Annotated in this window: 18 protein-coding genes; 11 read left to right on the plus strand and 7 right to left on the minus strand. The window is 69.7% G+C overall.

Features of this window, described 5'->3' with window-relative positions; all coding sequences use genetic code 11:
• Positions 1-70: 70 nt before the first annotated feature.
• On the minus strand, positions 71-1,168 hold the full coding sequence (locus tag EF387_RS28195) for an LCP family protein (RefSeq protein WP_128379419.1): 1,098 nt from the start codon (positions 1,166-1,168) through the stop codon (positions 71-73).
• Between the two features lie 284 nt (positions 1,169-1,452).
• Here EF387_RS28195 and EF387_RS28200 point away from each other — a divergent pair, with 284 nt between their 5' ends.
• Together EF387_RS28200 and EF387_RS28205 are read left to right on the plus strand one after the other, a co-directional pair.
• Positions 1,453-2,724: a nucleotide sugar dehydrogenase gene (locus tag EF387_RS28200; RefSeq protein ID WP_128379420.1), complete on the plus strand. Its 1,272-nt coding sequence runs from the start codon at positions 1,453-1,455 to the stop codon at positions 2,722-2,724.
• Entirely contained in the window at positions 2,721-4,907 is a 2,187-nt protein-coding gene (locus EF387_RS28205; protein ID WP_238431747.1) for a glycosyltransferase, read from the plus strand. The genes EF387_RS28200 and EF387_RS28205 overlap by 4 nt, the downstream gene beginning before the upstream one ends.
• 197 nt (positions 4,908-5,104) lie before the next feature.
• Here EF387_RS28205 and EF387_RS28210 read toward each other — a convergent pair whose 3' ends face one another.
• The 4 genes from EF387_RS28210 to EF387_RS28225 form a co-directional block, all read right to left on the minus strand.
• Positions 5,105-6,592, minus strand: a complete 1,488-nt coding sequence (locus EF387_RS28210; RefSeq protein WP_238431748.1) for a polysaccharide deacetylase family protein — start codon at positions 6,590-6,592, stop codon at positions 5,105-5,107.
• A gap of 2 nt (positions 6,593-6,594) precedes the next feature.
• A complete protein-coding gene (locus tag EF387_RS28215) occupies positions 6,595-7,974 on the minus strand; it encodes a cellulose binding domain-containing protein (RefSeq protein WP_238431749.1) in 1,380 nt (459 codons plus the stop codon).
• A 444-nt stretch (positions 7,975-8,418) separates the two neighbouring features.
• Complete coding sequence (locus tag EF387_RS28220) at positions 8,419-9,348, minus strand: carbohydrate kinase family protein (RefSeq protein WP_128379422.1); 930 nt, start codon at positions 9,346-9,348, stop codon at positions 8,419-8,421.
• Positions 9,345-10,031, minus strand: coding sequence for a class II aldolase/adducin family protein (locus EF387_RS28225; protein ID WP_128379423.1), 687 nt, complete (start codon positions 10,029-10,031; stop codon positions 9,345-9,347). The genes EF387_RS28220 and EF387_RS28225 overlap by 4 nt, the downstream gene beginning before the upstream one ends.
• A 331-nt stretch (positions 10,032-10,362) precedes the next feature.
• On the opposite strand from EF387_RS28225, the gene EF387_RS28230 reads away from it, so the two are divergent.
• The gene (locus tag EF387_RS28230; RefSeq protein ID WP_238431750.1) at positions 10,363-10,950 is read left to right on the plus strand and encodes a TetR/AcrR family transcriptional regulator; all 588 of its coding nucleotides are present in this window, start codon (positions 10,363-10,365) and stop codon (positions 10,948-10,950) included.
• A gap of 217 nt (positions 10,951-11,167) precedes the next feature.
• Positions 11,168-11,641, plus strand: coding sequence for a peptidase M23 (locus EF387_RS28235; RefSeq protein WP_128379424.1), 474 nt, complete (start codon positions 11,168-11,170; stop codon positions 11,639-11,641).
• Between the two features lie 125 nt (positions 11,642-11,766).
• Here EF387_RS28235 and EF387_RS28240 read toward each other — a convergent pair whose 3' ends face one another.
• Positions 11,767-12,963, minus strand: a complete 1,197-nt coding sequence (locus tag EF387_RS28240; RefSeq protein ID WP_128379493.1) for an MBL fold metallo-hydrolase — start codon at positions 12,961-12,963, stop codon at positions 11,767-11,769.
• 237 nt (positions 12,964-13,200) lie between these two features.
• Between EF387_RS28240 and EF387_RS28245 the strand changes: the two genes are divergently transcribed.
• Together EF387_RS28245 and EF387_RS28250 are read left to right on the plus strand one after the other, a co-directional pair.
• Positions 13,201-14,403 carry a glutamate dehydrogenase gene (locus tag EF387_RS28245; protein WP_128379425.1) on the plus strand — a complete coding sequence of 401 codons (1,203 nt, stop codon included), beginning with the start codon at positions 13,201-13,203 and terminating at the stop codon, positions 14,401-14,403.
• Positions 14,404-14,451: 48 nt separating this feature from the next.
• Positions 14,452-15,072: a TetR/AcrR family transcriptional regulator gene (locus tag EF387_RS28250; protein WP_238431751.1), complete on the plus strand. Its 621-nt coding sequence runs from the start codon at positions 14,452-14,454 to the stop codon at positions 15,070-15,072.
• Between the two features lie 582 nt (positions 15,073-15,654).
• Here EF387_RS28250 and EF387_RS28255 read toward each other — a convergent pair.
• On the minus strand, positions 15,655-16,440 hold the full coding sequence (locus EF387_RS28255) for an SGNH/GDSL hydrolase family protein (protein ID WP_128379495.1): 786 nt from the start codon (positions 16,438-16,440) through the stop codon (positions 15,655-15,657).
• An 881-nt stretch (positions 16,441-17,321) separates the two neighbouring features.
• On the opposite strand from EF387_RS28255, the gene EF387_RS28265 reads away from it, so the two are divergent.
• From EF387_RS28265 to EF387_RS28285, 5 genes are read left to right on the plus strand one after another with little or no spacing between them, the layout of a single operon-like run.
• The gene (locus tag EF387_RS28265; protein WP_128379427.1) at positions 17,322-18,626 is read left to right on the plus strand and encodes an ABC transporter substrate-binding protein; all 1,305 of its coding nucleotides are present in this window, start codon (positions 17,322-17,324) and stop codon (positions 18,624-18,626) included.
• On the plus strand, positions 18,610-19,395 hold the full coding sequence (locus tag EF387_RS28270) for an ABC transporter ATP-binding protein (RefSeq protein WP_202918392.1): 786 nt from the start codon (positions 18,610-18,612) through the stop codon (positions 19,393-19,395). Before EF387_RS28265 ends, EF387_RS28270 begins: the two co-directional genes overlap by 17 nt.
• Positions 19,392-20,162 carry an ABC transporter ATP-binding protein gene (locus EF387_RS28275; protein WP_128379428.1) on the plus strand — a complete coding sequence of 257 codons (771 nt, stop codon included), beginning with the start codon at positions 19,392-19,394 and terminating at the stop codon, positions 20,160-20,162. The genes EF387_RS28270 and EF387_RS28275 overlap by 4 nt, the downstream gene beginning before the upstream one ends.
• Positions 20,159-21,031, plus strand: coding sequence for a branched-chain amino acid ABC transporter permease (locus EF387_RS28280; protein ID WP_128379429.1), 873 nt, complete (start codon positions 20,159-20,161; stop codon positions 21,029-21,031). Before EF387_RS28275 ends, EF387_RS28280 begins: the two co-directional genes overlap by 4 nt.
• Entirely contained in the window at positions 21,028-22,056 is a 1,029-nt protein-coding gene (locus EF387_RS28285) for a branched-chain amino acid ABC transporter permease (protein ID WP_128379430.1), read from the plus strand. The genes EF387_RS28280 and EF387_RS28285 overlap by 4 nt, the downstream gene beginning before the upstream one ends.
• Positions 22,057-22,112 lie beyond the last annotated feature (56 nt).

A 22,112-nucleotide genomic window follows, 5' to 3' on the forward strand; every position in this document is an offset into this window, starting at 1 on the left:
CCCACCGGTCCGCCCCGGCTGCGTGCCGCCGGGCCTGGTCGGCCGGTCGCCGGATCAGCCCGTCCCCGGATCAGCCGGTCGCCGGGGGCTTGCGCACCGATTCCGGGATCTCGGAGTCGGTGCGGATCGCCTCCCACAAGTCGGCCGCCTGCGGCTCGGCGGCCACGACCCGGTTCGGGTCGGTCTTGTCGTACTCGACCGGGAGCATGATCGTGTCCATGCTCGACGGGTCGATGCCTTGCATGCTCTGCCCGAACTCGGCCAGAGCCGTGAGCGAGGCGAGAGTGGAGTCGGTGGTGAGCGCCTCGGTGAGCTCGTCGGCGATCCGGTAGGTCTTCGTGGGGCTGCCGAGCAGGTCCTGCTTCTTGATCTCGGAGAGCAGGGCGACCAGGAACTGCTGCTGGCGGCCGATGCGGCCGAGGTCGCTTCCGTCGCCGATGCCCTTGCGGGCCCGGACGAAGGCGAGCGACTCGGTGCCGTTCAGCCGGTTGGGGCCCGCCTGGAGATCGAGTCCGGCCGACGAGTCCCGGACGGGCTCGTCGACGGTGACCGTCACTCCGCCGATCGCGTCGACGATGTCCTTGAAACCGGCGAAGTCCACCTCGATCAGATGGTCGACCCGGACATCGCTCATCTGCTCGACGGTCTTCGCCGTACAGGCCGGCCCGAACTCGGCGTAGACCGAGTTGAACATCGTCCGTTCCCGGCCGGGGGCCACCGTCCCGTCGTCCCGCGTGCACTCGGGGCGGGTGACGAGCGTGTCGCGCGGGATGCTCACCGCGACCGCCTCGGTCCGCCCCCCGGTTATGTGCACCAGCAACGTGGTGTCGGAACGCGCGCCGCTCACCGCGGCCCCGTCGAGGGCCGCGTTGTCGCCGGCCCGGGTGTCCGAGCCGAGGACGAGCAGGTTCATGGCGTCCCCGGCCGCCTCCTCCCGCTTTGGCCGGTTCTTCTCGTCGCCCAGCGCCCGGTCCAGGTCGACCGCGCGGTCCTCCAGGTTGGAGTCGAGGCCCTCGTACAGCCACCAGGCCGTCCCACCACCGGCCAGCACCGCCGCCACCAGCCCCAACAGGATGCCCCGGCGCATCCGCCGCCCACGGGAAGGGGCCTTCCGACGCTGCTGCCTGCGGGCCCGGCGCCCGCCGACAGGGGAGTGAGCGTGGCTCATTTCGCTCCGGTTCTCCGTCGTTCTTCGGATGACGTCACCTTCGGTTTCGCAGTCGATGCGTAGAGCACCGAGGCGCGGGGAAGGGGGGATTGATTGAGACACAGAAGGCCCACCAATGGTTGTACGCCTTGTGGGTGACGAGAGGCACTTCCCGGAACTGGTATCACTCCTGTGAAGTTCTTGTTAGCATCCTCACTCTTGTCCAGTTTTTGAGAACTCAAGTTCGGACCCGCAGGCGGCCGAGGCTGTCGGGCCGGGGTCCGGACTGGGGTGGGGAAGGTCTCGTGAACAGAGCCACCACGGTGGATCTTGTCGTTGTCGGGCTCGGCTACGTGGGGCTGCCCTTGGCCCGTTCCGCTGCTGCCGCCGGGCTCAAGGTGGCCGGTCTCGACCGCAGCCGTCGGGTCGTCGACGGCCTGAACGCCGGCCGCTCGCACGTGGACGACATCACCGACGCCGAGGTCCGCACGATGCTCGAGCAGGGCTTCAAGGCGGTCGACCGGGCCGACGTCATCTCCAGCGCCGCCGCGGTCGTCATCTGTGTACCCACGCCCCTGACCGAGCACGGCGCCCCCGACCTCGGGGCGGTGCACTCCGCGGTCGAGGACATCGCCACCCACCTCACTCCCGGAACGCTCGTCGTCCTCGAGTCGACCACGTACCCGGGCACCACCGAAGAAGTCGTCCGGCCCCGGCTGGAGGCCGGCGGCCTCAAGGTCGGCGAGGACTTCCACCTCGCCTTCTCCCCCGAGCGCATCGACCCGGGCAACCCCGAGTTCGGCCTGGAGAACACACCCAAGGTGGTCGGCGGCGTCACGGCGGACTGCACCAAGGCCGCGCGCGCCCTCTACGAGCGCTTCGTGGGGCGCGTCGTCGAGGCGAAGGGCACCCGCGAGGCCGAGATGGCCAAGCTCCTGGAGAACACCTACCGGCATGTGAACATCGCCCTCGTCAACGAGATGTCGATGTTCTGCCGCGAGATCGGTGTCGACCTGTGGGACGCGATCCGCTGCGCCTCCACCAAGCCGTTCGGTTTCGCCCCGTTCTACCCCGGCCCGGGCGTCGGCGGCCACTGCATACCCATCGACCCCAACTACCTGTCGTACAAGGTCCGCTCGCTCGGCATTCCGTTCCGCTTCGTGGAGCTGGCGCAGGAGATCAACCAGCGCATGCCCGTGCACGTGGTCAACCGGGCCGCCGACCTGCTGAACGACCACAGCAAGGCGATCCGGGGCTCCCGGATCCTGCTGCTCGGCGTGACGTACAAGCCCGACATCTCCGACCAGCGGGAGAGCCCGGCCCTCACGGTGGCCGAGAACCTTCGCGCACGCGGCGCCGAACTCGTCTACTTCGACCCGCGGGTCGAGAACTGGACGGTCGGCGGAGTGCCCGTCGAGCGGGTGGACGACTACCTGGCGGCGGCCGAGTCCGCGGACCTGACCATCCTGCTCCAGCCGCACCGGGAGATCGACCTGGCCCAGCTGGCCGACCGGACCCAGCTGCTGTTCGACACCCGAGGAAAATCGGCCGACCATCCGCGGGTGGTCAAGCTGTGAGTTCCGAGGATGAGTACATACCCGGCGCCGTCGACGGCGGACGCAGCGGGCACCGCAGGCGCAGGCAGCTGAAGGTCTCGTACTTCGTCTTCCTGGCCCTCGCGGCACTGATCGCCACCCGGCTCGATGCGGGCTCCCTGCATCTGTACTCCTTCGGTGCCATGGGTCTGCTGACCCTGAAGATGTTCGGCGCCCTCTTCTACCGTCCGGCCAAGGCGGGGCGGGAGGAGCTGGAGTACCTCGAGCAGTCCTGGGTCACCGCGGTCATCCCGATCTACAACGAGGACCCGGTGATGTTCGAGCAGGGCCTGCGCAGCCTCCTCGCGCAGAGCCGGCTGCCGAACGAGATCCACATCATCGACGACGCCAGCGCCGACTCAGGGGGCATCCGGGCGGCGAAGAAGATGCGCCGCGAGTTCGAGGCCAAGGGCGTGAAGTACACGGTCAGTGTGCAGCCCGAGAACAAGGGCAAGCGCGAGGCGCTCGCGCTGGGCTTCGAGGCGGCGCCGTACTCCGACATCTTCCTCTGTGTCGACTCCGACACGATCCTGTCCCGGGACACGGTCCGTGAGCTGCTGCTGCCACTGGCCGACGAGCGCGTCATGGCCTCCACCGGCATGGTGCTGGCGCTCAACCACGACAGCAACATCTTCACGCGTCTGCAGGACCTGCGGTACGGGAACTCGTTCCTGTTCGAGCGGGCCGCGTACTCGCGTCTGAAGTCGGTGCTGTGCTGTTGCGGCGCGCTCTCCGCCTACCGGGGATCGCTGGTCCGCAAGTACCTCCCGGACTTCCTCAACCAGCAGTTCCTGGGCAAGCCGGCCGTCTTCGGCGACGACCGCCGGATGACGAACTACTGCCTCATGGAGGGCCAGGTCGTCTTCCAGGAGACCGCCGTCGGCTACACGGCCGTGCCGGAGAAGCTGCCGCACTTCCTGCGCCAGCAGGTCCGCTGGAACAAGTCGTTCTTCCGCGAGTCCCTGTGGGCCTTCCGCAACCAGAAGAAGCTGCGGCCGGCCTTCTGGCTGACCTGCATGGAACTGGCGCTGTGGCTGGTCTTCGGCTCGGCGATGTTCTACTCGATGGTCATCCTGCCGATCATGCACCCCGACCGGTTCCTCAACCACATCGGGGACTACCTCGTCTTCATGGTGCTCATGGGGTACCTCCGCAATGTGCGGTACCTCGACTTCCCCCGCCGGGGCATGGGCTTCATCAAGCGCTTCGGCATGTTCCTGCTCGCCCCGCTCTACGGCGTGATCCAGCTGACCCTGCTCACGCCGCTCCGCTTCTACGCCCTGGTCACCCTGAGCAAGGGCAGTTGGGGCACCCGTCAGGGCGGTGTCGAGGTGTCCGTCGCCGGGCACGAGGACGAAGTATCCGCGGTCTGGGAGGAAGAGGACCCGTACTCCGACCCGAAGGTCGGCGAGACGCTCCAGCTCATGCGTCTCGAGGGCCTGGCGCTGCGGCGGACGACGCCTCCGCGGTCGGCCGTCATCAACGAACAGCCGCTCCCGCCCGGCATGGCGACCGTCGGCCATGTGCGGGAGTACGGCCGTACGGCTCCTCAGCAGCCGGTGACTTGGGGAGCCCCGGCCCAGGCGGCCGCCGGACAGCCCCCCAACGGGCAGTGGCAGCAGGGCGGAGCGCCTCGCCCCGGCCATGGGCAGGGGCCCGGCCCCGGGCCCGGTCAGGGCCAATACCCCGGGCAGGGTCAGTACCCGGCGGGCCAGGGACAGTACCCGGGGCAGGGGCAGCATCCCGGCCAGGGCCAGTACCCCGGCCAGGGGCAGTACCCGGGCCAGGGCCAGCACCCCGGCCAGGGCCAGGGGCAGTACCCGGGCCAGGGACAGTACCCGGGGCAGGGGCAGCATCCCGGCCAGGGCCAGTACCCTGGCCAGGGCCAGGGGCAGTACCCGGGCCAGGGCCAGCACCCCGGCCAGGGCCAGCACCCCGGCCAGGGCCAGGGCCAGGGCCAGGGGCAGTACCCGGGCCAGGGACAGCACCCCGGCCAGGGCCAGCACCCGGGCCAAGGGCAGCACCCCGGCTGGCAGGGACCCGGGCAGCAGCAATGGCAGGCCGGCCAGCACGACCCGTACCAGACGGGCGTCGACACCCGTCAGGCCGAGTACGTGGATCCCCACCTGCATCCGGGCAACGGGCAAGGCGGCTGGCGGCAGTGACCGCCGGCGACCGCCCCGACGGCCGCCAGGATTGACGGCCGCAGGTACGACGGAAGGGGGCGGGCCGCACGGATCATGTCCGTGCGGCCCGCCCCCTTCGTGTTCGGGTCTCCGTCTGCACCGGCTTCCCGGCTTCTCCAGACGGCCTCTTCACGAATTCTTGCGGCCCGCACACGGGTACGGGCCGCCGTGCCCTGTCAGGTGTAGTAGGCCATGGCTTCCTCGACCGTCACGACGGGCATGTCCCGGTCCTTGATCGCCTGCATCAGCGTTGACAGGCCGGCCTTGCCGATCTCCGTGCTGGTCGCGGGAGTCCCGTCGACGACCTTGTGCAGACAGAGGATGAGCCAGTCACCGCTGTTGGCGCAGCGGTCGAGTCTGCCGCCCGCGCCCGTCACCTTCGACAGCGCCGTACCGCCGATTCCCGTACCGTCGTTGATGCCGGTCAGCGCCTTCAGGCGGTAGGGCATCGCCGGGGCGAAGGACTCGATCGTCTCGGAGATGATCGACCTGGCCGTGGTGAAGTGGCGGCTCGCGATCAGGTCCACCGGGACACCGTCGGTGGTCTTCTGGAACGCACCGTGCGGATAGGCGAAGTGCTCACTCTTGAAGCCGTTGGACACCAGCCACTCGCGCAGCTTGCGGAAGTCGGTGTCCGCCTGCTCCGCGGTGAGTTTGGGATAGCTGGCCGTGTGGGTGGCGTTCGCGTAGGAGTGCCCCGCCATCTCCCAGCCGGAGAAGTCCTGCATCGAACGCATCTGGTCGATCGTCAGGAAGTTCCCGGTCCCGATCGCGTCGGCGATGTTGTAGACCGTACCGGGGAAGCCGAAGGCGTCCATCACCGGCCGGCCGATGTCGTGGATGGACTTGTGGGAGTCGTCGAAGGTGATCGAGACGACGCCCTTGGGGAAGACGGAGGAGGTGTCGGGTATCGCCTCGACCGCCTGCAGCCGGTAGGTCACCGCGCCGCCCGCGTTGTCGTACACGGCGAACGACATGTCGGTGAAGCCGGTCTTGGTGGAGGGGTTGCCGGCGGCCGAGATCGAGTACGTGCCGGCGGCGCTGGTGACGTCGGCCCACTGCAGGTGGACCGTCACCCATTCTCCCGACTGGACGTAGTTGGCCGCCGTCGCGGAGTGGGCGTGGAACGTCCAGGAGAAGTTGTTCGCGAGGGAACCGCTGCCCAGGTAGAAGACCAGCTTCGACAGGTTGGCCACGTCATCGACCCGGAAGATCAGCCTGAGCATCTTGCCGGTCAGGTTCATCGCCGTCATACCGGTCTTGCGTATGTACGACTGCTTGCCCGTACCGTTCGTGGTCACCCGGACCGCCTGCGTACCGCGGACGAAGACGGTCTTGTCGTTCGCCTCGGACGAGGCGGTGCCGGCGCCTCCGGCGGTCCAGCCGTGCCCCGCCTGGAACTGCTGGCTCCAGGTGGCTCGGCGCTGCTTGGGGCGCCGCCCGGACGGCGCGTACAGCGGAGGCGTGGCGAGCCCTCCGATTCCCCCTGCGGCGGCGGGGGCGGCCTGGGCCTTTGTGGCCAGATTGCCCGCCCAGGCGCCACCGGCCGCCATGGCGAGGCCGCCGGCCCCGCCAAGGAACAGCGCGGAACGCCGGCTCACCACTGCTTTCTCGCGCTCCGCCGCAGCAGCGCGGCTGCGGGCGCGGGTCCCCCTCTTGCTCACCCTTACTCCTGAACCGTGTCGAAGTAGTTCATGCCGTTGTCGGTGAAGCCCTTGACTGCGGTGTCGACTGCGTTTTCCGACAAGGCTTTGTTCTCGTTGTAGTACAGCCAGTCAACTTTCATGTCCCAGGTTCGGTCACCCTTGAAGGGCAGGTCTATGAACCAGTGATTGAAGTTGATCGACATTCCCGCTCGGGGAGCGTACTTGCCGTTGCTGCTGAACAGTTTCTTTCCGTCCAGCCAGTAGGTGACGACATCGTCCTCGACGGTGATCATCACGGTGTGCCAGCCGGCGAGACTCTTGTTCGTCGTGTTGTAGACACGGTCGTTGGTCTCGTGGTCGTACCAGGTGACGGTGTCGAGCTTGGGTCCGAGCCGTCCCCAACCGCCGTTGGGCATGTACTCGTTGTCGAGCTCGCTGTAGGTCTTGCCCTTGCCGCCGATCGTGTAGAAGGTCTGGTTGACGTGGTCGCCCTTCTCACCCGTCGTCGGCTTGTCGCTGAACAGGACCCGGGCGGCGTAGGTGCCTTCGCGGAACTTGTCCGAGGAACTGCCCAGACTGGCCTGTTTCGTACCGGCCTCGGTGCCGTCCGTGCTGGCGCGCAGCTGGAGCACCTGGCCGTCGCCCTCGGCGTCCTCCTCGGCGGGGAAGCTCACGCCGTCGGGAGTCCAGGTGTCCTCGATCCCCGGGCCGCCCTTGCTGCTGCGGACCAGCCAGCCATGCTTGAACAGGGCCGGGTCCTTGGCACCCACGTAGTTGAAGTTGTCGAAGACGACTCCCGCCGGAGCGGTCGGCACCTCGGTGGGCGCGGTGGAGGCCTTCGGGGCCTTCTTCTCACTGTCCTTGGTGGTGCCATCCGGTTCCTCGCCCCAGGCGAGCAGTCCCCGCTTGTACGCGGTCACCTTCTTCGACTGTTTGAAGCTCGTCATCTCGCCGTCGAAGGAGCGGTCGTTGGACTGCTTCATCTCCTTGTGGTCGGTCCGGAAGAGCTGCAGATCGATACCACGGCTGTTGGCGCTGGGCTTCAGGGTGCCGGCGTCGTCGGTGAACCGGATCTCGAGATAGTGGTCCGCGGTGTCGGTGGCGTCGTCCATGGCGACGACGGTGCCGGCGATGTTCGAGCAGCCGATCTCGGCCTGCACACAGTTGAAGGCGTACGAGCCGGCACCGTCCGCGGTGAAGTAGTAGCGCAGCGACACATCGCTGAGCGGCAGCGCCTTCTTCGTCTCGTTGAAGATCTCCAGCGCCGGCTTCGCCACCGTGGCCTTGGCGGAAGTCTGCGTCCGGTAGCGGATCGTGAGCTCCGCCGGGTCCGGGTTCGCCGCACGCCACACCGGATAGAGCGCCGTCCCGCCGGCGCCGACCGCTCCGATGACGAGCAACAATTTGATCTTGGGCCATACCCGACGTCGGGGAGGGCGACGACGTGCAGACGCCACGGAAGCTCCTCGGGAGGAAACAGATGGTCATGAGGTTGAAATGATCAAACGATCACTGCATCTGATCAGATCGTGTGCAGATCCTATAGGGGACCTGTCACTAGAAGGAGCGGAACTGGTGACGATACGGAAACCTGGAGGTCGGGCTGCCGCCATCTCCGGTAGCGGATCGCCGGACCGGTCCCGTACCGCACACGCTCGGACACAAGCGGTGGTCAAGCCGTGGTCATACAAAGACCCCCGCCGTTCCGTTCACCGGATCGACGGGGGCCGCGCAGAGGTGATCTGGGTGTGCTGTCCGGAGGGGGCTGTCGAGGTGCCGTCCGGAGGGGCTGTCGAGGTGCGGGTCGGACCGCCGACGTGGGTGTCATCCCCTCCCGCCACAGCTCACGCGCGGGACTTGTGCGTCGCGGCGAACTCGTCGGCGGCCTCGAGGTCGAAGTCGCCGTGGTCGCTGCCGAGGCCTTGCGCCACCAGTGCCGCCGCGGCACAGCCGAGTACCGCGGCCTCGCGCGGACTGCGGCCCAGCCCCACGCCGCGCAGGAATCCGGCCGAGAACGCGTCGCCGCATCCTGTGGTGTCCACCACGTCGATCGCGAAGGCGGGCACGGGTTCGGTGCCTTCCGCGGTCACCACGACCGCGCCGTCACCACCGCATGTGACCGCCACGACACCGGCCCCGGCACCGAGCAGCTTCTTCGCGCCCGCCACCAGGTCGTCCTCACCGGTGAAGCCGAGGACCTGATCGTCGTTGGGCAGCAGGTGGTCGACGTACGGCAGCGCGGCCGCGATCTGCTCGAAACTGCCGAGCACCCCGGGCGCGAGCAGGTCCACGGAGGTGACCACGCCGTGTTCCTTGGCGTACGACAGGATGCGCGCGGCGACGTCGACTCCGATCAGTTCCGGGCCGCCGAGGTGGAGGTGCGTGGCTTCCGCGATGGCGTCCCAGGGCACGTCGTCGAGCCCGTAGGTGATGTTGGCGCCGAGCAGGTGCAGTGAGGGCCGGTCGCCGTTGGGCCGGATGGGCAGCACGCTCGCGGAGGTGGGGGTGTCGGCGCGGCGGACGAGGAACCCGGTGTCGATGCCGGCCTTGCCCAGCAGTTGGACCAGCATGTCGCCGGTGGGGTCGGTACCGATCGCCCCGGCGCTGCGCACCTCGGCACCCAGCTTGGCCAGGGTGAGCGCGGTCCCGCCGGCCGTTCCGGCGGCGGTCATCCTGATGTCCTCCACCAGCGTCGCGCCCTGGCCCTCGGGTATGGCCTCCACCGGCCGCACCAGCACGTCCAGCACGTGCACGCCCATCGTGACGACCTTCATCGGCTCTCCTCCTGCACGGGTGGCACGGGTTGGGTGGTGCCGTAGTTGCGCGCGATCGCGGCCTCGATCACCGCGAGCTGCTGTTGTTCGTCCAGGACACGGGGCTCACCGAGGGCGGCCGCGCGCTGGTAGACACCGCACGCCCACTCGAGCAGCAGGGCGTGCTCGACCGCCTTGTCGAGGGTCGGCGCGTGGGTGAGCGCACCGTGGTTCGCCATCAGTGCGGCGCTGCGGCCCTCGAGCGCGTTCAGTACGGACTCGGCGAGCGCCGGAGTGCCGAAGGTGGCGTACGGCGCCACTCGCACGGTGCCACCCAGGGCGAGCAACTGGTAATGGATACACGGCAGTTCGTCGAGGACGCAGGAGAGTGCGGTGGCCATGGGCGCATGGGTGTGGACGACCGCGCCGGCGTCGTAGCGCTGGTAGACGCCGAGATGCAGCTCCAGTTCCGAGGTCGGCCGCAGGGTCCCGGCCACCATGTCGCCGTCGAGGTCGACCACCGTCACCTGGTCCGCGGTCAGTTCGGCGAGGACCGCGCCGGTCGCGGTGATCGCAACCCGCTCCCCCACGCGCACGCTGACGTTTCCGGCCGTGCCGATGAGCAGGCCCGCGGCCCCCAGCCGGCGACAGGCGTCCGCCACGGCGGCCCGATCCTGACCCAGCACGGAGCTTGAGTCGGTCATGTACGCGACGGTAACCTAAACGTGAAACAAAGTCACGTTCACGTTTGGGAGTTGTTACTTGGGCGAGCCGACCGCGGACAGCGGCGGGACGGAAGACGCTCGCCCGACCGGCGAGAGGGACAACGGGTCCCGGCTCGCCGGAGCGGAGGGCGGGCCGCAGCCCGGCAGAGCGGACACCGTGCCACAACCCACCGGAGCCGAAGGCGGGCCACAGCCCGCCGGAGCGGACACCGGGCCGCAGCCCGCCGGAGCGGAGGGCGGGTCCCGGCCAGCCGGAGCGGAAAGCGCTCCCCTGCGCCGAACGCCCCAGCAGGCGCGCAGCAGAGCCAGGTTGGCCCGCGTCCTTCAGGCGGCGGAGCGCGTCCTGATCGCCGAGGGGGTCGAGGCACTGACCACCACGCGGGTCGCGGCCGAGGCGCGGGTGTCGGTGGGCTCGCTGTACCAGTACCTTCCCGACCGCGGCGCGATCATCGACGCCCTCGCCGCCGGCTACTTCGCCCGGCTCGAGGCAGTCATGGACGACTTGGCCCGGGACGCGGCGACACAGCGCTGGGAGGATCCCGTCGGCCTCCTCATCGACGCCTACGCGGGGATCTACCGCACCGAACACGGCTTTCGCGCCCTGTGGTTCGGCAGCGGCCTGACCGAACGGACCCGCGCCGCGGACCGCGAGCACAAGCGCCGCATGGCCGACGGAGTGCGCCGCGTGCTGCTCGCGCTCGGCTTCGGTCACGACGACGAGGGGCTCGGCCGGGCCTGCCACGCCGCGGTCCTCGCCGCGGACGCGCTCGCCCAGGAGGCCTTCCGTCGCGACGCCGACGGCGACAGCGCCCTTCTCGACGAGGCCAAGATCATGCTGCGCGGCTATCTCGCCGACATCACCGACCGCCGGCAGCGACCGCGGCGGGCCCGCCCCTGAGCCCTCGTGGCCCGAGGCGACGGTGGCCCGATCCGGAGGTCGCGATGCCCGGAGAAGAATTTCTCGTCCCGGCACTCATACGGCGGGCGGCCGCCACCCGTCACCAGGGTGGACAGCGCGGCACCCGCCGTCCCGCCCGCGAGGGCGACCGTCTGTCCGCGCAACCGTCCCACGAGTGCCCCCGGCGCAGAGACCGGGCGCGGAAAACCGAGGAGCCGTGAACACACGACGTCTGATCAAGGCCGTGACCGCTGTCGCCGTGTCGGCCGGAGTCCTGGCCGTGGCCCCGGCGGCCTCGGCATCGTCCGCTCGGCCCGGTACCGCAGCGATCGCTTCCACGGTCGCTCAGGCGGATGGCGCGAGCGCCACTCCGTCGGCCTCGACCGCTGCCCCGGCGGCGCTCCCGTCGGTCTACATCTGGGCGGCCAACGTGAACGTCCGCCATGACGGTCAGGACGCGGACTGTGTCTTCTATCCCTCCCGCGGATCCTGCCCGACCGTCGTCGCCACGGTCTCGCGTACGACGGCGTCCGCCCACTGCCAGCGGGAGGGCGAGACCATCCACGACGGCGGCTACTCCAACCGCTGGTGGACGCTGGTCGAGTTGTCCGACGGGAAGGTCGGCTGGGTCAACAACATCTACATACGTGGCGGCGAGAAGATCGCGGGAGTGCCCGACTGCGCCTGGTGAACCGTCTTCCGCGGCTCAGCGAACCACCGTGCGGGGGGAGGTGCCGGTGTCCGTTCCCGACGGACACCGGCACACCGCACCGGACCGCCCCAGGGGCGCTGACCGGGGACGGGAGAGCGCGCATGTCACCGTTCGGCGGCGAGGTCGAGATCGCCGGCGGCGGGGGGTGCGGCGTCCGGGACCACGGTCCGGCGCCACGGGCGCGGGATCGGCGCGGACACCGCCCGCCACCAGGGCTCCGCCGGAAGTTCCCCGCCCGGTTCGAAGGGTTCGCCGGGGCGCGGGAACGCGACCGCTCGGCCGGCCGCTTCGGCGGCGTCCTTCGTCCACTCGCCGGGCTCGGCCCACGGATGCGGGGCGAGGTTGAAGGTGCCCCAGTGGATCGGCAGCAGTACGCCCCCCACGGCCGCGTCCCCGCCCTGCAGGTCCACATGTGCCCGGAGGCCCTCTTCGGGAGTCATGTGGATGTCGGGCCAGAACTCGCTGTAGGCACCGATCTGGATCATCGTGGCGTCGAACGGGCCGTACTCCGCGCCGATGTCCCTGAAGCCGGGGAAGTATCCGGTGTCGCCGCTGTGGTAGACGCGGTGTTCCCCACCGGCCACCACCCAGGAGGCCCACAGGGTGTGCTGTGTGTTCCGCAGGCCCCGGCCGCAGAAATGACGGGCGGGGGTGGCGGTCAGGGTGAGGCCGCCGACCTTGGTCGACTCGCCCCAGTCCAGCTCGCGCAGCCGGTCGGCGGGGACTCCCCAGTGCTCCAGGTGGGCGCCGACGCCGAGCGGTACCGCGAACACCGTGTCCGTGTCGGCCAGTGCCTTGATCGTGGGGAGGTCGAGGTGGTCGTAGTGGTCGTGCGAGATCACCACGACGTCGACCTGGCCGAGCGCGGCGAGCGGGAGCGGTACGGGGTGCAGCCGCTGGGGACCCACGAAGTCGAACGGGGAGCAGCGCCGGCCCCACACCGGGTCGAACAGCACACGGTGACCGTCGATCTCCGTGAGCACGCTGGAGTGGCCCATCCACGTCAGGCGCAGCCCGGTGGACGGGGGCTTGGCGAGGTCGGCGAGGGTCGTGGGATGCACGGGTATGGTGCCGGACGGGGTGCGGCGGGCGCGCGCCTCCTTGCGGAAGAAGCTCTTCGCCAGCTCGAGCGCGACGCCGCCGGAGGGGCGGGTGCGGGTGCCTTCGGGGTTCACGAAGACGCCGTCTGCGAAGTTCGGTGATCTGCGGATGCGTTCCAGGCGCTCACCCGCCGGATCCGCGCCGAAGCCGGCGGGTTGCAGGGCGCGCAGCCCGGACTGGGGAGAGCGGAAGCCGCTCACGGGGACCTCCAGGTGTTTGCGGTCAGCCATTCCATTGTGTGCGCCCCCTCTGACAGTGCCGGGTCGAGCCGTGACGGTTCGATGTCTGTGAGGCTCAACGTCCGGGAAGGCCCGATCATTACCGGCCGGCTGCGCCGAAGTTCGGGGCCGTCACCCGGCAGATCGCCTGCGCCGCGCGAACTACTGACCTACCATTCAGTATTCGTCCAGCACCCACGCCTCCGGCCGAGGAGCCGCATGACCACCTCCAAGACCGCCCTCTCCCCCGCCCCGCTGATAAACCTGACCTGGACCGACCACGTCACCGGCCGCCGCGGCTTCCTCGTGGTCGACCGGCTCGTGCGCGGCGTCTCCAGCGGAGGGCTGCGGATGCGGGCGGGCTGCACTCTCGACGAAGTGGCCTCTCTCGCCCGTGGGATGACGATGAAGGAGGCCCTGCACTACAACCCGGACGGCCGCTACGTCCCGCTGGGCGGGGCCAAGGGCGGCATCGACTGCGACCCCCGGGAGCCGGAGGCGTACGGCGTCCTGGTGCGCTATCTGCGCGCCATGCGGCCGTACATCGAGAGTTTCTGGACCACCGGCGAGGATCTGGGCCTCAGCCAGGACCTGGTCGACCGCGCCGCGGCCGAAGCCGGGCTCGTCTCCTCCATACAGGCCGTCTACCCGCTCCTCGACGACGAGGCGGCGGCCCGCCGGCGGCTCGCGGACGCGTTCGCGGTCGACGTGGACGGCATCGGGCTCGACGAACTCGTCGGCGGCTGCGGGGTCGCCGAGTCCGTCCTCGCCGCCCTGGACAGGGCCCGCGTGCCGCACGCGGGCACGCGCGTCGCGGTGCAGGGGCTGGGCACCATGGGCGGCGCCACGGCCCGGTTCCTGACCCGCGCCGGCCTCCGCGTGGTCGCGGTCGCGGATGTCAAGGGGACGATGCTGAACCCCGCTGGGCTGAACATCGAAGCCCTGCTCACCGCTCGGGACGCCCACGGCACCGTGGACCGCTCTGCGCTCGGCGACGGCGACCGTGAACTGCCGGGTGACGCCTGGCTGTTCGTGGACGCGGACGTACTGGTCCCGGCGGCGGTCTCGTACGCGATCGACGCCGAGAACCAGGCCCGGATCACGGCCCGCTGGATCGTGGAGGCCGCCAACATGCCCGTGCTTCCCGAGGCGGAGACCCTGCTCGCCGCCCGCGGGGTGACCGTACTGCCGGACGTCGTCGTCAACTCCGGTACGAACGCCTGGTGGTGGTGGACCCTGTTCGGAGACGTCGGGCCGGACCCGGAGGAGGCCTTCGCGTACACGCGCCGCTCGATGCGCACCCTGGTCGACCGGATGCTGGCACGCGCCGACTCCGACGGGACGACCCCACGCACCGCGGCCCACGCCCTGGCCGCCGAACGCCTGCCGCTGATCACGGAACGATTCGGCTGGTATCGCTGACCGCGGGGAACCCCGGGGCACTGTGCGGTCGCTGTGTAGTGTTGCCGGGTGACCAGGGTGCGGTTGAGTGTGGCGGAGCGGCGGGAGGAGTTGCTGCGGGCCGCCGTGGGACAGATCGAGGAGCGGGGTGTGGTGGCCGTGCGGATCGCCGATGTGGCGGCCGCACTCGGGGTGAGCAACGCGCTGGTGCTCTACCACTTCTCGACGAAGGAGAAGTTGGTCGCCGCAGCGTTCGCCTATGCCGCCGAGGGTGACCTGACGCGTCTGCGCAAGCTGCTGGGCCGTCGGACGACGGCGTTGCGTCGGCTGCGCGCGGCCGTGCGCTGGTACGCGCCGACCGGGCAGGCCAAGGGGTGGCGGCTGTGGATCGAGGGCTGGGCGGCGGCCCTGCGCGAGCCGGCGCTGCGGGAGGTCACGCGTGACCTCGACCGGCAGTGGAAGGCCGCCATCACCGAGGTGATAGCGGAGGGCGTGGCCGCGGGCGAGTTCCGGTGCGCCGATCCGGCGGGCACCGCGCTGCGCCTCACGGCCCTGCTCGACGGCTTGGCGGTCCAGATGACGGCGTACTCGGGCGGCGTCTCGCGTGCGCGCGCCCAGCAGTGGATGGACGACGCGCTCGCGTGTGAACTGGGGCTGGACCGCGAGGCCTTGACGGCGGCGGTGCGCTGAGGTCGCGACACGGACATTCCGACGCTGCCCCGCCCCGGGCCGGTCGTCCGGCCGTGTCGTGTGGCGAGGGAGTCATGCCGACGCGGCTGCGGAAGTCACCTCGCCCGGCTCGGCCGACGTACTCCCCCAGCGTGAGCTCGGCATTCTTTCACGGTCCCCGGCCGACGCACGCCGGGCTGGGCCCCGCTCCTGACGGCAGCGGGGCCCTCGTGCGCGGGCCTGGACGGGATGGCGCGGTGTGCTACCGAACACTTGCCCAGGGCTCCATCCTTCAGGGTGGAGGTGCAGGGCATCCTGAGCCCAGCGGCTTGGAGGGCCCGCAGCGACACTGCTGAATGCGCCTTGCCCGACAACGTAGTTGGCGGACCTACCGCCGGACTGGCGGGACGTCAAGCCTGTGGAGACCTTGTCAGACCACCCTCGGGTGGCAGGGGCCGATGAAGCAGGAACCCAAGGGAGCACCGCGTAGCGGTGCTGCCCGGAATCGCCTGCGTTCACGCAGGCGAGGATGTCAACGCGGGCGACTGCCGACGGTGCGCGTGCACCCTCGGCGGCCCCGAGCGGTCCGCGAACGCCCGTCCGTCAGACCGCCTGCGCGATCCGCATCTTGATGTCGTCCGGGGACAGGGTGCCCTTCGCCGCCACGTGGTCGCCCGACGACTCCCCGCGCAGCCGGCGGCCGATCCACGGGACCAGGTACTCGCGGGCCCAGTGGATGTCGTCCCGGCGTACCTCGAACGTGCCGCGTGGCGGCAGGGGCGGCCAGGGCTGGTCGGGGTCGGCCGGCACCGTGAGGCCGAGGACCTGGCCTGCCCGGAGCGCGACCCGGGTGTGCCCCTCGGGCGAGAGGTGCAGACGGTCGTCGTCCCAGGCACGGCGGTCCTGGACGGTCTTGAGGGACCACAGGTCCAGGACCGGGCAGCCGTAACGGTCGGCGATCGCCCGTACATGCCCGTTGTAGGTGGCGATCTTGCCGCGCAAGTGCTTCAGCACGGGCACTCCCCGGGTGTCGAACCCGGTGGTGACCATGACGGTGCCGACCGCGGACGTGAGCTGCGCGACGGCCAGTTCGAAGCGCTCGGCGACCTCGTCGGGATCGGTGCCGGGCCGGATGATGTCGTTGCCGCCCGCACAGAAGGAGACCAGGTCCGGCGCCAGCTTCCGGGCTTTCGGCAGCTGGTCCTCGACGATCTGGTCGAGCAGTTTCCCGCGCACGGCGAGATTGGTGTAGTTGAAGTCGCCCTCGGGCCTGCGGTCGGCGAGCAGCACGGCGAACCGGTCGGCCCAGCCGACGAAGGCCCCGTCCGGGCCGGGGTCGCCCACGCCCTCGGTGAAGCTGTCCCCCACCGCAACGTACGACCCGATCACTGCTGCGTTGTCACTCTTCGAATCGTCTGCCACAGCGACTCATGATTCACCTTCGAATGTGACCTACGCGACCGTAATAAAGGGTTGACGGTAGGTGAGATAAGCCACCGATCAAGATTTGGCCAAAGCGGGAATAGGTGTCGTCGCACATCGGGCGGTCGGACATTTCCGCGGTTGGTCCGCGCTCGCGGGCGAACGTCCGGCGTTTCGGCGGTCGTTGGCGATTCCCCGTGCGTGCGGCGTCACGCAACGGGCTTCGACCGAGGGCGCGATCGGCGTCGAGGGTCGCTGGTGCCCCGACAGGCAACGTTCGCCCCGTCGCGACGCCCGGCACGCTCCCCCAAGCTCTTCGAGCAGGGGCCCCCACTCGCCGCACCGGCCGAAGCCCAAGTATGTCCAGTACGAGGACTTCCGGCGGGCACTCCCCCAAGCTCTTCGTGCAGGGGGTACCCCCAGAGCACGCACCGGACGCCGCTCCTTGACGGGCAAACGTTGCCTGCCGCGGCACTAGAACTTCCCACCGAGTGCCTCGGCTTTGCCGCGGTGGTCGACCGGGCGGCACATGCCTCGAATGTCAGGAATCCTGAGAAGATTTACGTCCGTCGAGCGGGTCACGTCAAGCCCTTCGCCGCAACTTCTCCACTGAGGGTTGACGCTCGGGCGGCATGCAGAACACGTCTCGGTAACACCCTTGTCATCCGACGCCGGCATCTGCATCATCGTGGCCATCATCAGGGTTCCTGATATTGGGACGCCGCCCCGCCCCACCGGTGCGCAACGGGACCCGTCCGCCGCTCCCTGCTGCCGGTCCGTCTTGCCCAGCAGGTCACCACCCCCACTTCCGCCCCCTTGACGTGCCGGAGGCATCCATGAGTGCACCCATGACAGGTAATTTGTCCCGGAGATCCGTTCTCCGCGGCACGGCCGGAGCCGCTGGGCTGCTCTCCACGGGTGGTCTGCTGACCGCCTGCGGCGGCATCAAGGAGTCCTCCGCGCAGAGCGACGCGGTGCTCCGGATCGGTTACGTCTCGCCCACCACGGGCCCGGCCGCAGGCTTCGGCGAGCCGAACGCCTATCTCATGAAGAAGATGCGCGCCGCCTTCAAGGGCGGGTTGAAGATCGGCGGCAAGAAGTACTCCGTCGAGATCATCGACCGTGACAGTCAGTCCAATCCGCAGAACGCCGCGCAGGTGGCGACCGACCTGATCAACGGCGAGAAGATCGACCTGATGCTGGTCACCTCCACGCCCGAGACGGTCAACCCCGTCGCCGACGCGTGCGAGGCGGCCAAGATCCCGTGCCTGTCGACCGCCGTGCCCTGGGAGGCCTGGTACTTCGGCCGGGGCGCCACTCCGGAGAAGCCGTTCACGTACACGTACCACTTCTTCATCGGCGTCGCGGAGATCCATGCCGCGTACACCTCGCTGTGGACGGAGGGCGGGGTGAAGACCAACAAGCGGGTCGGTGTCATGTGGCCCAACGACCCGGACGGCAAGGCGATCCGGGACGGACTCGGTCCGCAGCTGAAGAAGAGCGGGTTCACCATCGTCGACCCGGGCGCGTACGAGGACGGGACGAACGACTACTCGGCGCAGATCGCGGCGTTCAAGAAGGCGGACGCGGAGATCTTCAACACCTTCCCCCTGCCGCCGGACTTCGCCACGTTCTGGAAGCAGGCCCGGCAGCAGGGTTACCGGCCGCGTATCGCGTCCATCGCCAAGACCGGTCTGCTGCCCTCCCAGGTCGAGGCGCTCGGTCCACTCGGCTACGGTCTCAGCGCCGGCTTCTGGTGGACGCCGAAGTTCCCGTTCACGTCAACTCTCACCCGCCAGTACGGCTTCGAACTGGCCGAGGAGTACGAGAAGTCGACGGGCAGGCAGTGGACCCAGATCCTCGGGTCCAACATGGCGCTCTTCGAAGTCGCGGTGCACGCGCTGAAGGAGACCTCCGATCCGAAGGACCGGGGGGAGCTCGCGGCCGCCCTGGGCAAAGCCAAGCTCACCACGGTCGTCGGGCCGCTGGACTGGACGTCCGGGCCGGTGAAGAACGTGTCCACGGAGCCGCTGGTGATGGCGCAGTGGCGCAAGGCCGCCAAGGGCAGCAGCTTCCCCCTCGAGCCCGTCATCGTCGACAAGAACTCCTTCCGCGACATCCCGCTCGGAGGCAGCCTTGAGCCCCTCGACTGAGCCGCTGACCGCGCGGGCGGGCGGGGCGAGGAGGGCCGACCCGGCCACGCCACCGGTCCTCTCGGCGCGCGGTGTACACCGCCGCTTCGGCAGCCTGGTCGTCCTCGAAGGCATCGACATCGCCCTCGCCCCCGGTGAGGCCCTGGGCATCGTCGGCCCGAACGGCGCCGGAAAGACGACCCTGCTCGACATCCTCTCCGGGGCCCAGGCGCCCTCCGAGGGCAGCGTCACGTTCCAGGGCCAGGACGTGACCCGCTGGAAGGCGGACCGTCGTTGTCGCAGGGGCATCGGGCGCTCCCATCAGGTGCCGCGTCCCTTCACGGGCATGACGACCTACGAGAACGTGCTGGTCGCATCGGTGCAGGGCGGCTCGCACCGCCGCGGGGCGGCCGAGCGTCACGCTCTCGGCGTACTCGAGCGCTGCGGCATGCTCGCGCAGGCAAACCGGCCCGCGGCCGCACTCACCCTGCTGGAGCGCAAACGGCTGGAAATGGCGCGGGCGCTGGCGACCGATCCGCAGGTGCTGCTGCTGGACGAGATCGCCGGTGGTCTCACCGATGCCGAGACGGACGAACTGATCGCCACCATTGAGCAGTTGCGTGCCGACGGCATCGCCATCGTCTGGATCGAGCACGTCATCCACGCGCTGCTGCGGGTGATCGACCGGCTGGTCTGCCTGGCGCAGGGGCGGGTCCTGGCGGAGGGTGAACCGGACGCCGTCATGTCCGATCCCCGGGTCGTCGAGGCGTATCTCGGGAGCGCGGCATGAGTCTGCTGTCGATAGAGAGTCTCGAGGTGAGACACGGTCTGCTGCGCGCGGTCCGCGAGGTGTCGTTCACCGTGGACGAGGGCGAGGTCGTGGCGATGGTCGGAGCCAACGGCGCCGGCAAGTCCACCCTCATGCGGGCCGTCGCCGGAGCACACCGGCCGGCCGACGGCCGTATCCGGCTCGACGGGGTGGATGTGACGGCCCGACGGGCCCACGACCGCGTCGCCGCCGGGATCGCGCTGGTCCCCGAGGGGCGACGGCTCTTCGCCGATCTCACCGTGGAGGAGAACCTGCTGGTCGCCTCCCGCGTGAAGCGATCGGGACCATGGGATCTGGCCGCCGTCCTGGCCGCCTTCCCCCTCCTGGACGGACTGCTGAAACGGCGCGCCGGAAACCTCTCGGGCGGTGAGCAGCAGGCCGTGGCCATCGGCAGGGCGCTGATGACCAACCCCCGGCTGCTGCTGCTCGACGAGGTGTCGCTGGGCCTCGCGCCCATCGTGGTCGACACCCTCTACCAATCGCTCGGCACGATCCTGTCCGGCGGCACGACGGTGCTGCTGGTGGAGCAGGACCTCGGCCGCGCCCTGGGGGTCTCCCGGCGCGTGCTGTGCATGCTCGAAGGCCGCGTCGTCCTCGACGAGTCCGCCGACGCCGTCACCCGCGAACAGGTCGTCGATGCGTACTTCGGACTGAGCCGCGCCAAGGGCGGCGGAGCCGCGAACCCGGCCACGGCCGTACCAGAGGAATCCGAAAGGGAGCCGGCATGAACTGGATCAACGCCATCGTGCAGGGCGTCATGCTCGGCGGCGTGTACGCGCTCTTCGCCTGCGGCCTCTCCCTGATGTTCGGAGTCATGCGGACCGTCAACCTGAGCCACGGCGATCTCGCGGTTCTCGGTGCGTTCCTCGTCGCGGTGCTGGCCGCCGCCGTGGGCATCAGCCCCTTCTTCGCAGTGCTGCTGGTCCTGCCGGTGATGGGCCTGGTCGGAGTGGCGTTGCAGCGGGGCATTCTCAGCACCGCGCTGCGCACCGGCGAGATGTCGTCGATGCTGGCCACCTTCGGTCTCGCCATCGTGCTGCAGAACGTGCTGCTGGAGATCTTCAGCGCCGACAGCCGCTCCCTGGACGTCGGTTCGCTGGCCACGGCCGGCTTCCAGCTCGGGCCGTCGGTGAGCATCCCGTACCTCGGCGCACTGACCGTGGCAGTGGCGGTGGCGCTGCTCGGCGGCCTGCAGTTGCTGCTCGCCCGTACGGGTATCGGCCGGGCGATCCGCGCCACCGCCGCCGACGCGGACACCGCCGAGCTGGTCGGGATCGACAGCCGCAGGGTGTACGCCTGGGCAGCCGCCATCGCCGTCGCCACCGCTGGTCTGGCGGGCGCGTTCTTCGCCATGCGGTCGTCGTTCAGCCCGTCCATGGGGCCGACCCAACTGCTGTTCGCCTTCGAGGTCGTCGTGATCGGGGGGCTCGGTTCGCTGTGGGGGACGCTCGCCGGCGGCATGGTCCTCGGTGTCGCCCAGACGGTGGGCGCGCAGGTGGATCCGCGCTTCTCCATCGTGGCCGGACACGCGGTCTTCCTCGCGGTCCTGGCCTTCCGCCCGCAGGGACTGCTCGGTATGAGAAGGAGCCGTACATGACCACCGCATCACCGGCCGCCCCCAGCACCGCCACCATCCACCGGTGGACTCCCGTCTCCCGTACGGCGTCGGGTGCCCTGGCCGCCCTGCTGCTCGCCCTGGCGTTCGCGCCCTTCGTCTTCGCGCCCGAGGTGACCGCGAAGCTGACGGTACTGTTCGTCCTCGTCATCGTCGCGGCCATGTGGAACGCGCTGGCGGGCTACGCCGGGCTGGTCTCCGTCGGCCAGCAGGGCTTCATCGGCCTCGGCGCGTACGGTGTCTTCCTGCTCGTCGACCGGGGCATGAGCCCCTTTCCCGCGGTCGTCCTGGCGGCCCTGCTGGCCGGAGCCGTCGCCGTACCCACTTCACTGCTCGCGTTTCGGCTGACTGGCGGTCAGTTCGCCATCGGCATGTGGGCGATCGCCGAGTTCTTCCGGCTGGTCGTGGTGAACACCCCTTCGCTGGGAGGCGGTTCCGGCCGCTCGCTGACCGATCTGTCGGGCACCGATCCGGCGGTGCGGCAGGCCCAGGTGTACTGGCTCGCCCTGGCGCTGATGAGCCTGCTGCTGCTCGCCGTGTTCGTCCTGCTGCGCAGCCGGACCGGTGCTTCGCTGGAGGCGATCCGCGACGACCCGGTGGGCGCCGCCTCCGTCGGGGTACGGGTCACCTCGGCTAAGCGGCTGGTCTTCGTCCTCGCGGCGGTGGGCTGCGCGGCGGCCGGCGGCCTCACCCTGGCGAACACTCTGCGGGTGCAGCCGGATTCCATCTTCGGGGTCCACTGGTCCGCGTACATGATCTTCATGGTGGTCATCGGTGGTCTCGGCACCTTCGAGGGACCGATCATCGGAGCGATCGTCTTCTTCCTGGTGCAGGACTGGTTCGGCGACAACGGAGGCACCTGGTATCTGATCGGGCTCGGCGCCCTGGCCATCGGGATGACGCTCTGGATGCCCCTCGGACTGTGGGGCACCGTGGCACGCCGACGTGACCTGGAACTACTGCCTGTCGGCTATCGAGTGAGAACACCCCGTCGCCTGACTCGCTGACGGTCTCGCCCGACCTCCGACTGACCGAGCAAAAAGGTGCGCACGATGGCGGAGGC

Origin of the sequence: Streptomyces cavernae, assembly GCF_004023625.1 — a bacterium.
In the GTDB taxonomy this organism is placed as follows: domain Bacteria; phylum Actinomycetota; class Actinomycetes; order Streptomycetales; family Streptomycetaceae; genus Streptomyces; species Streptomyces cavernae.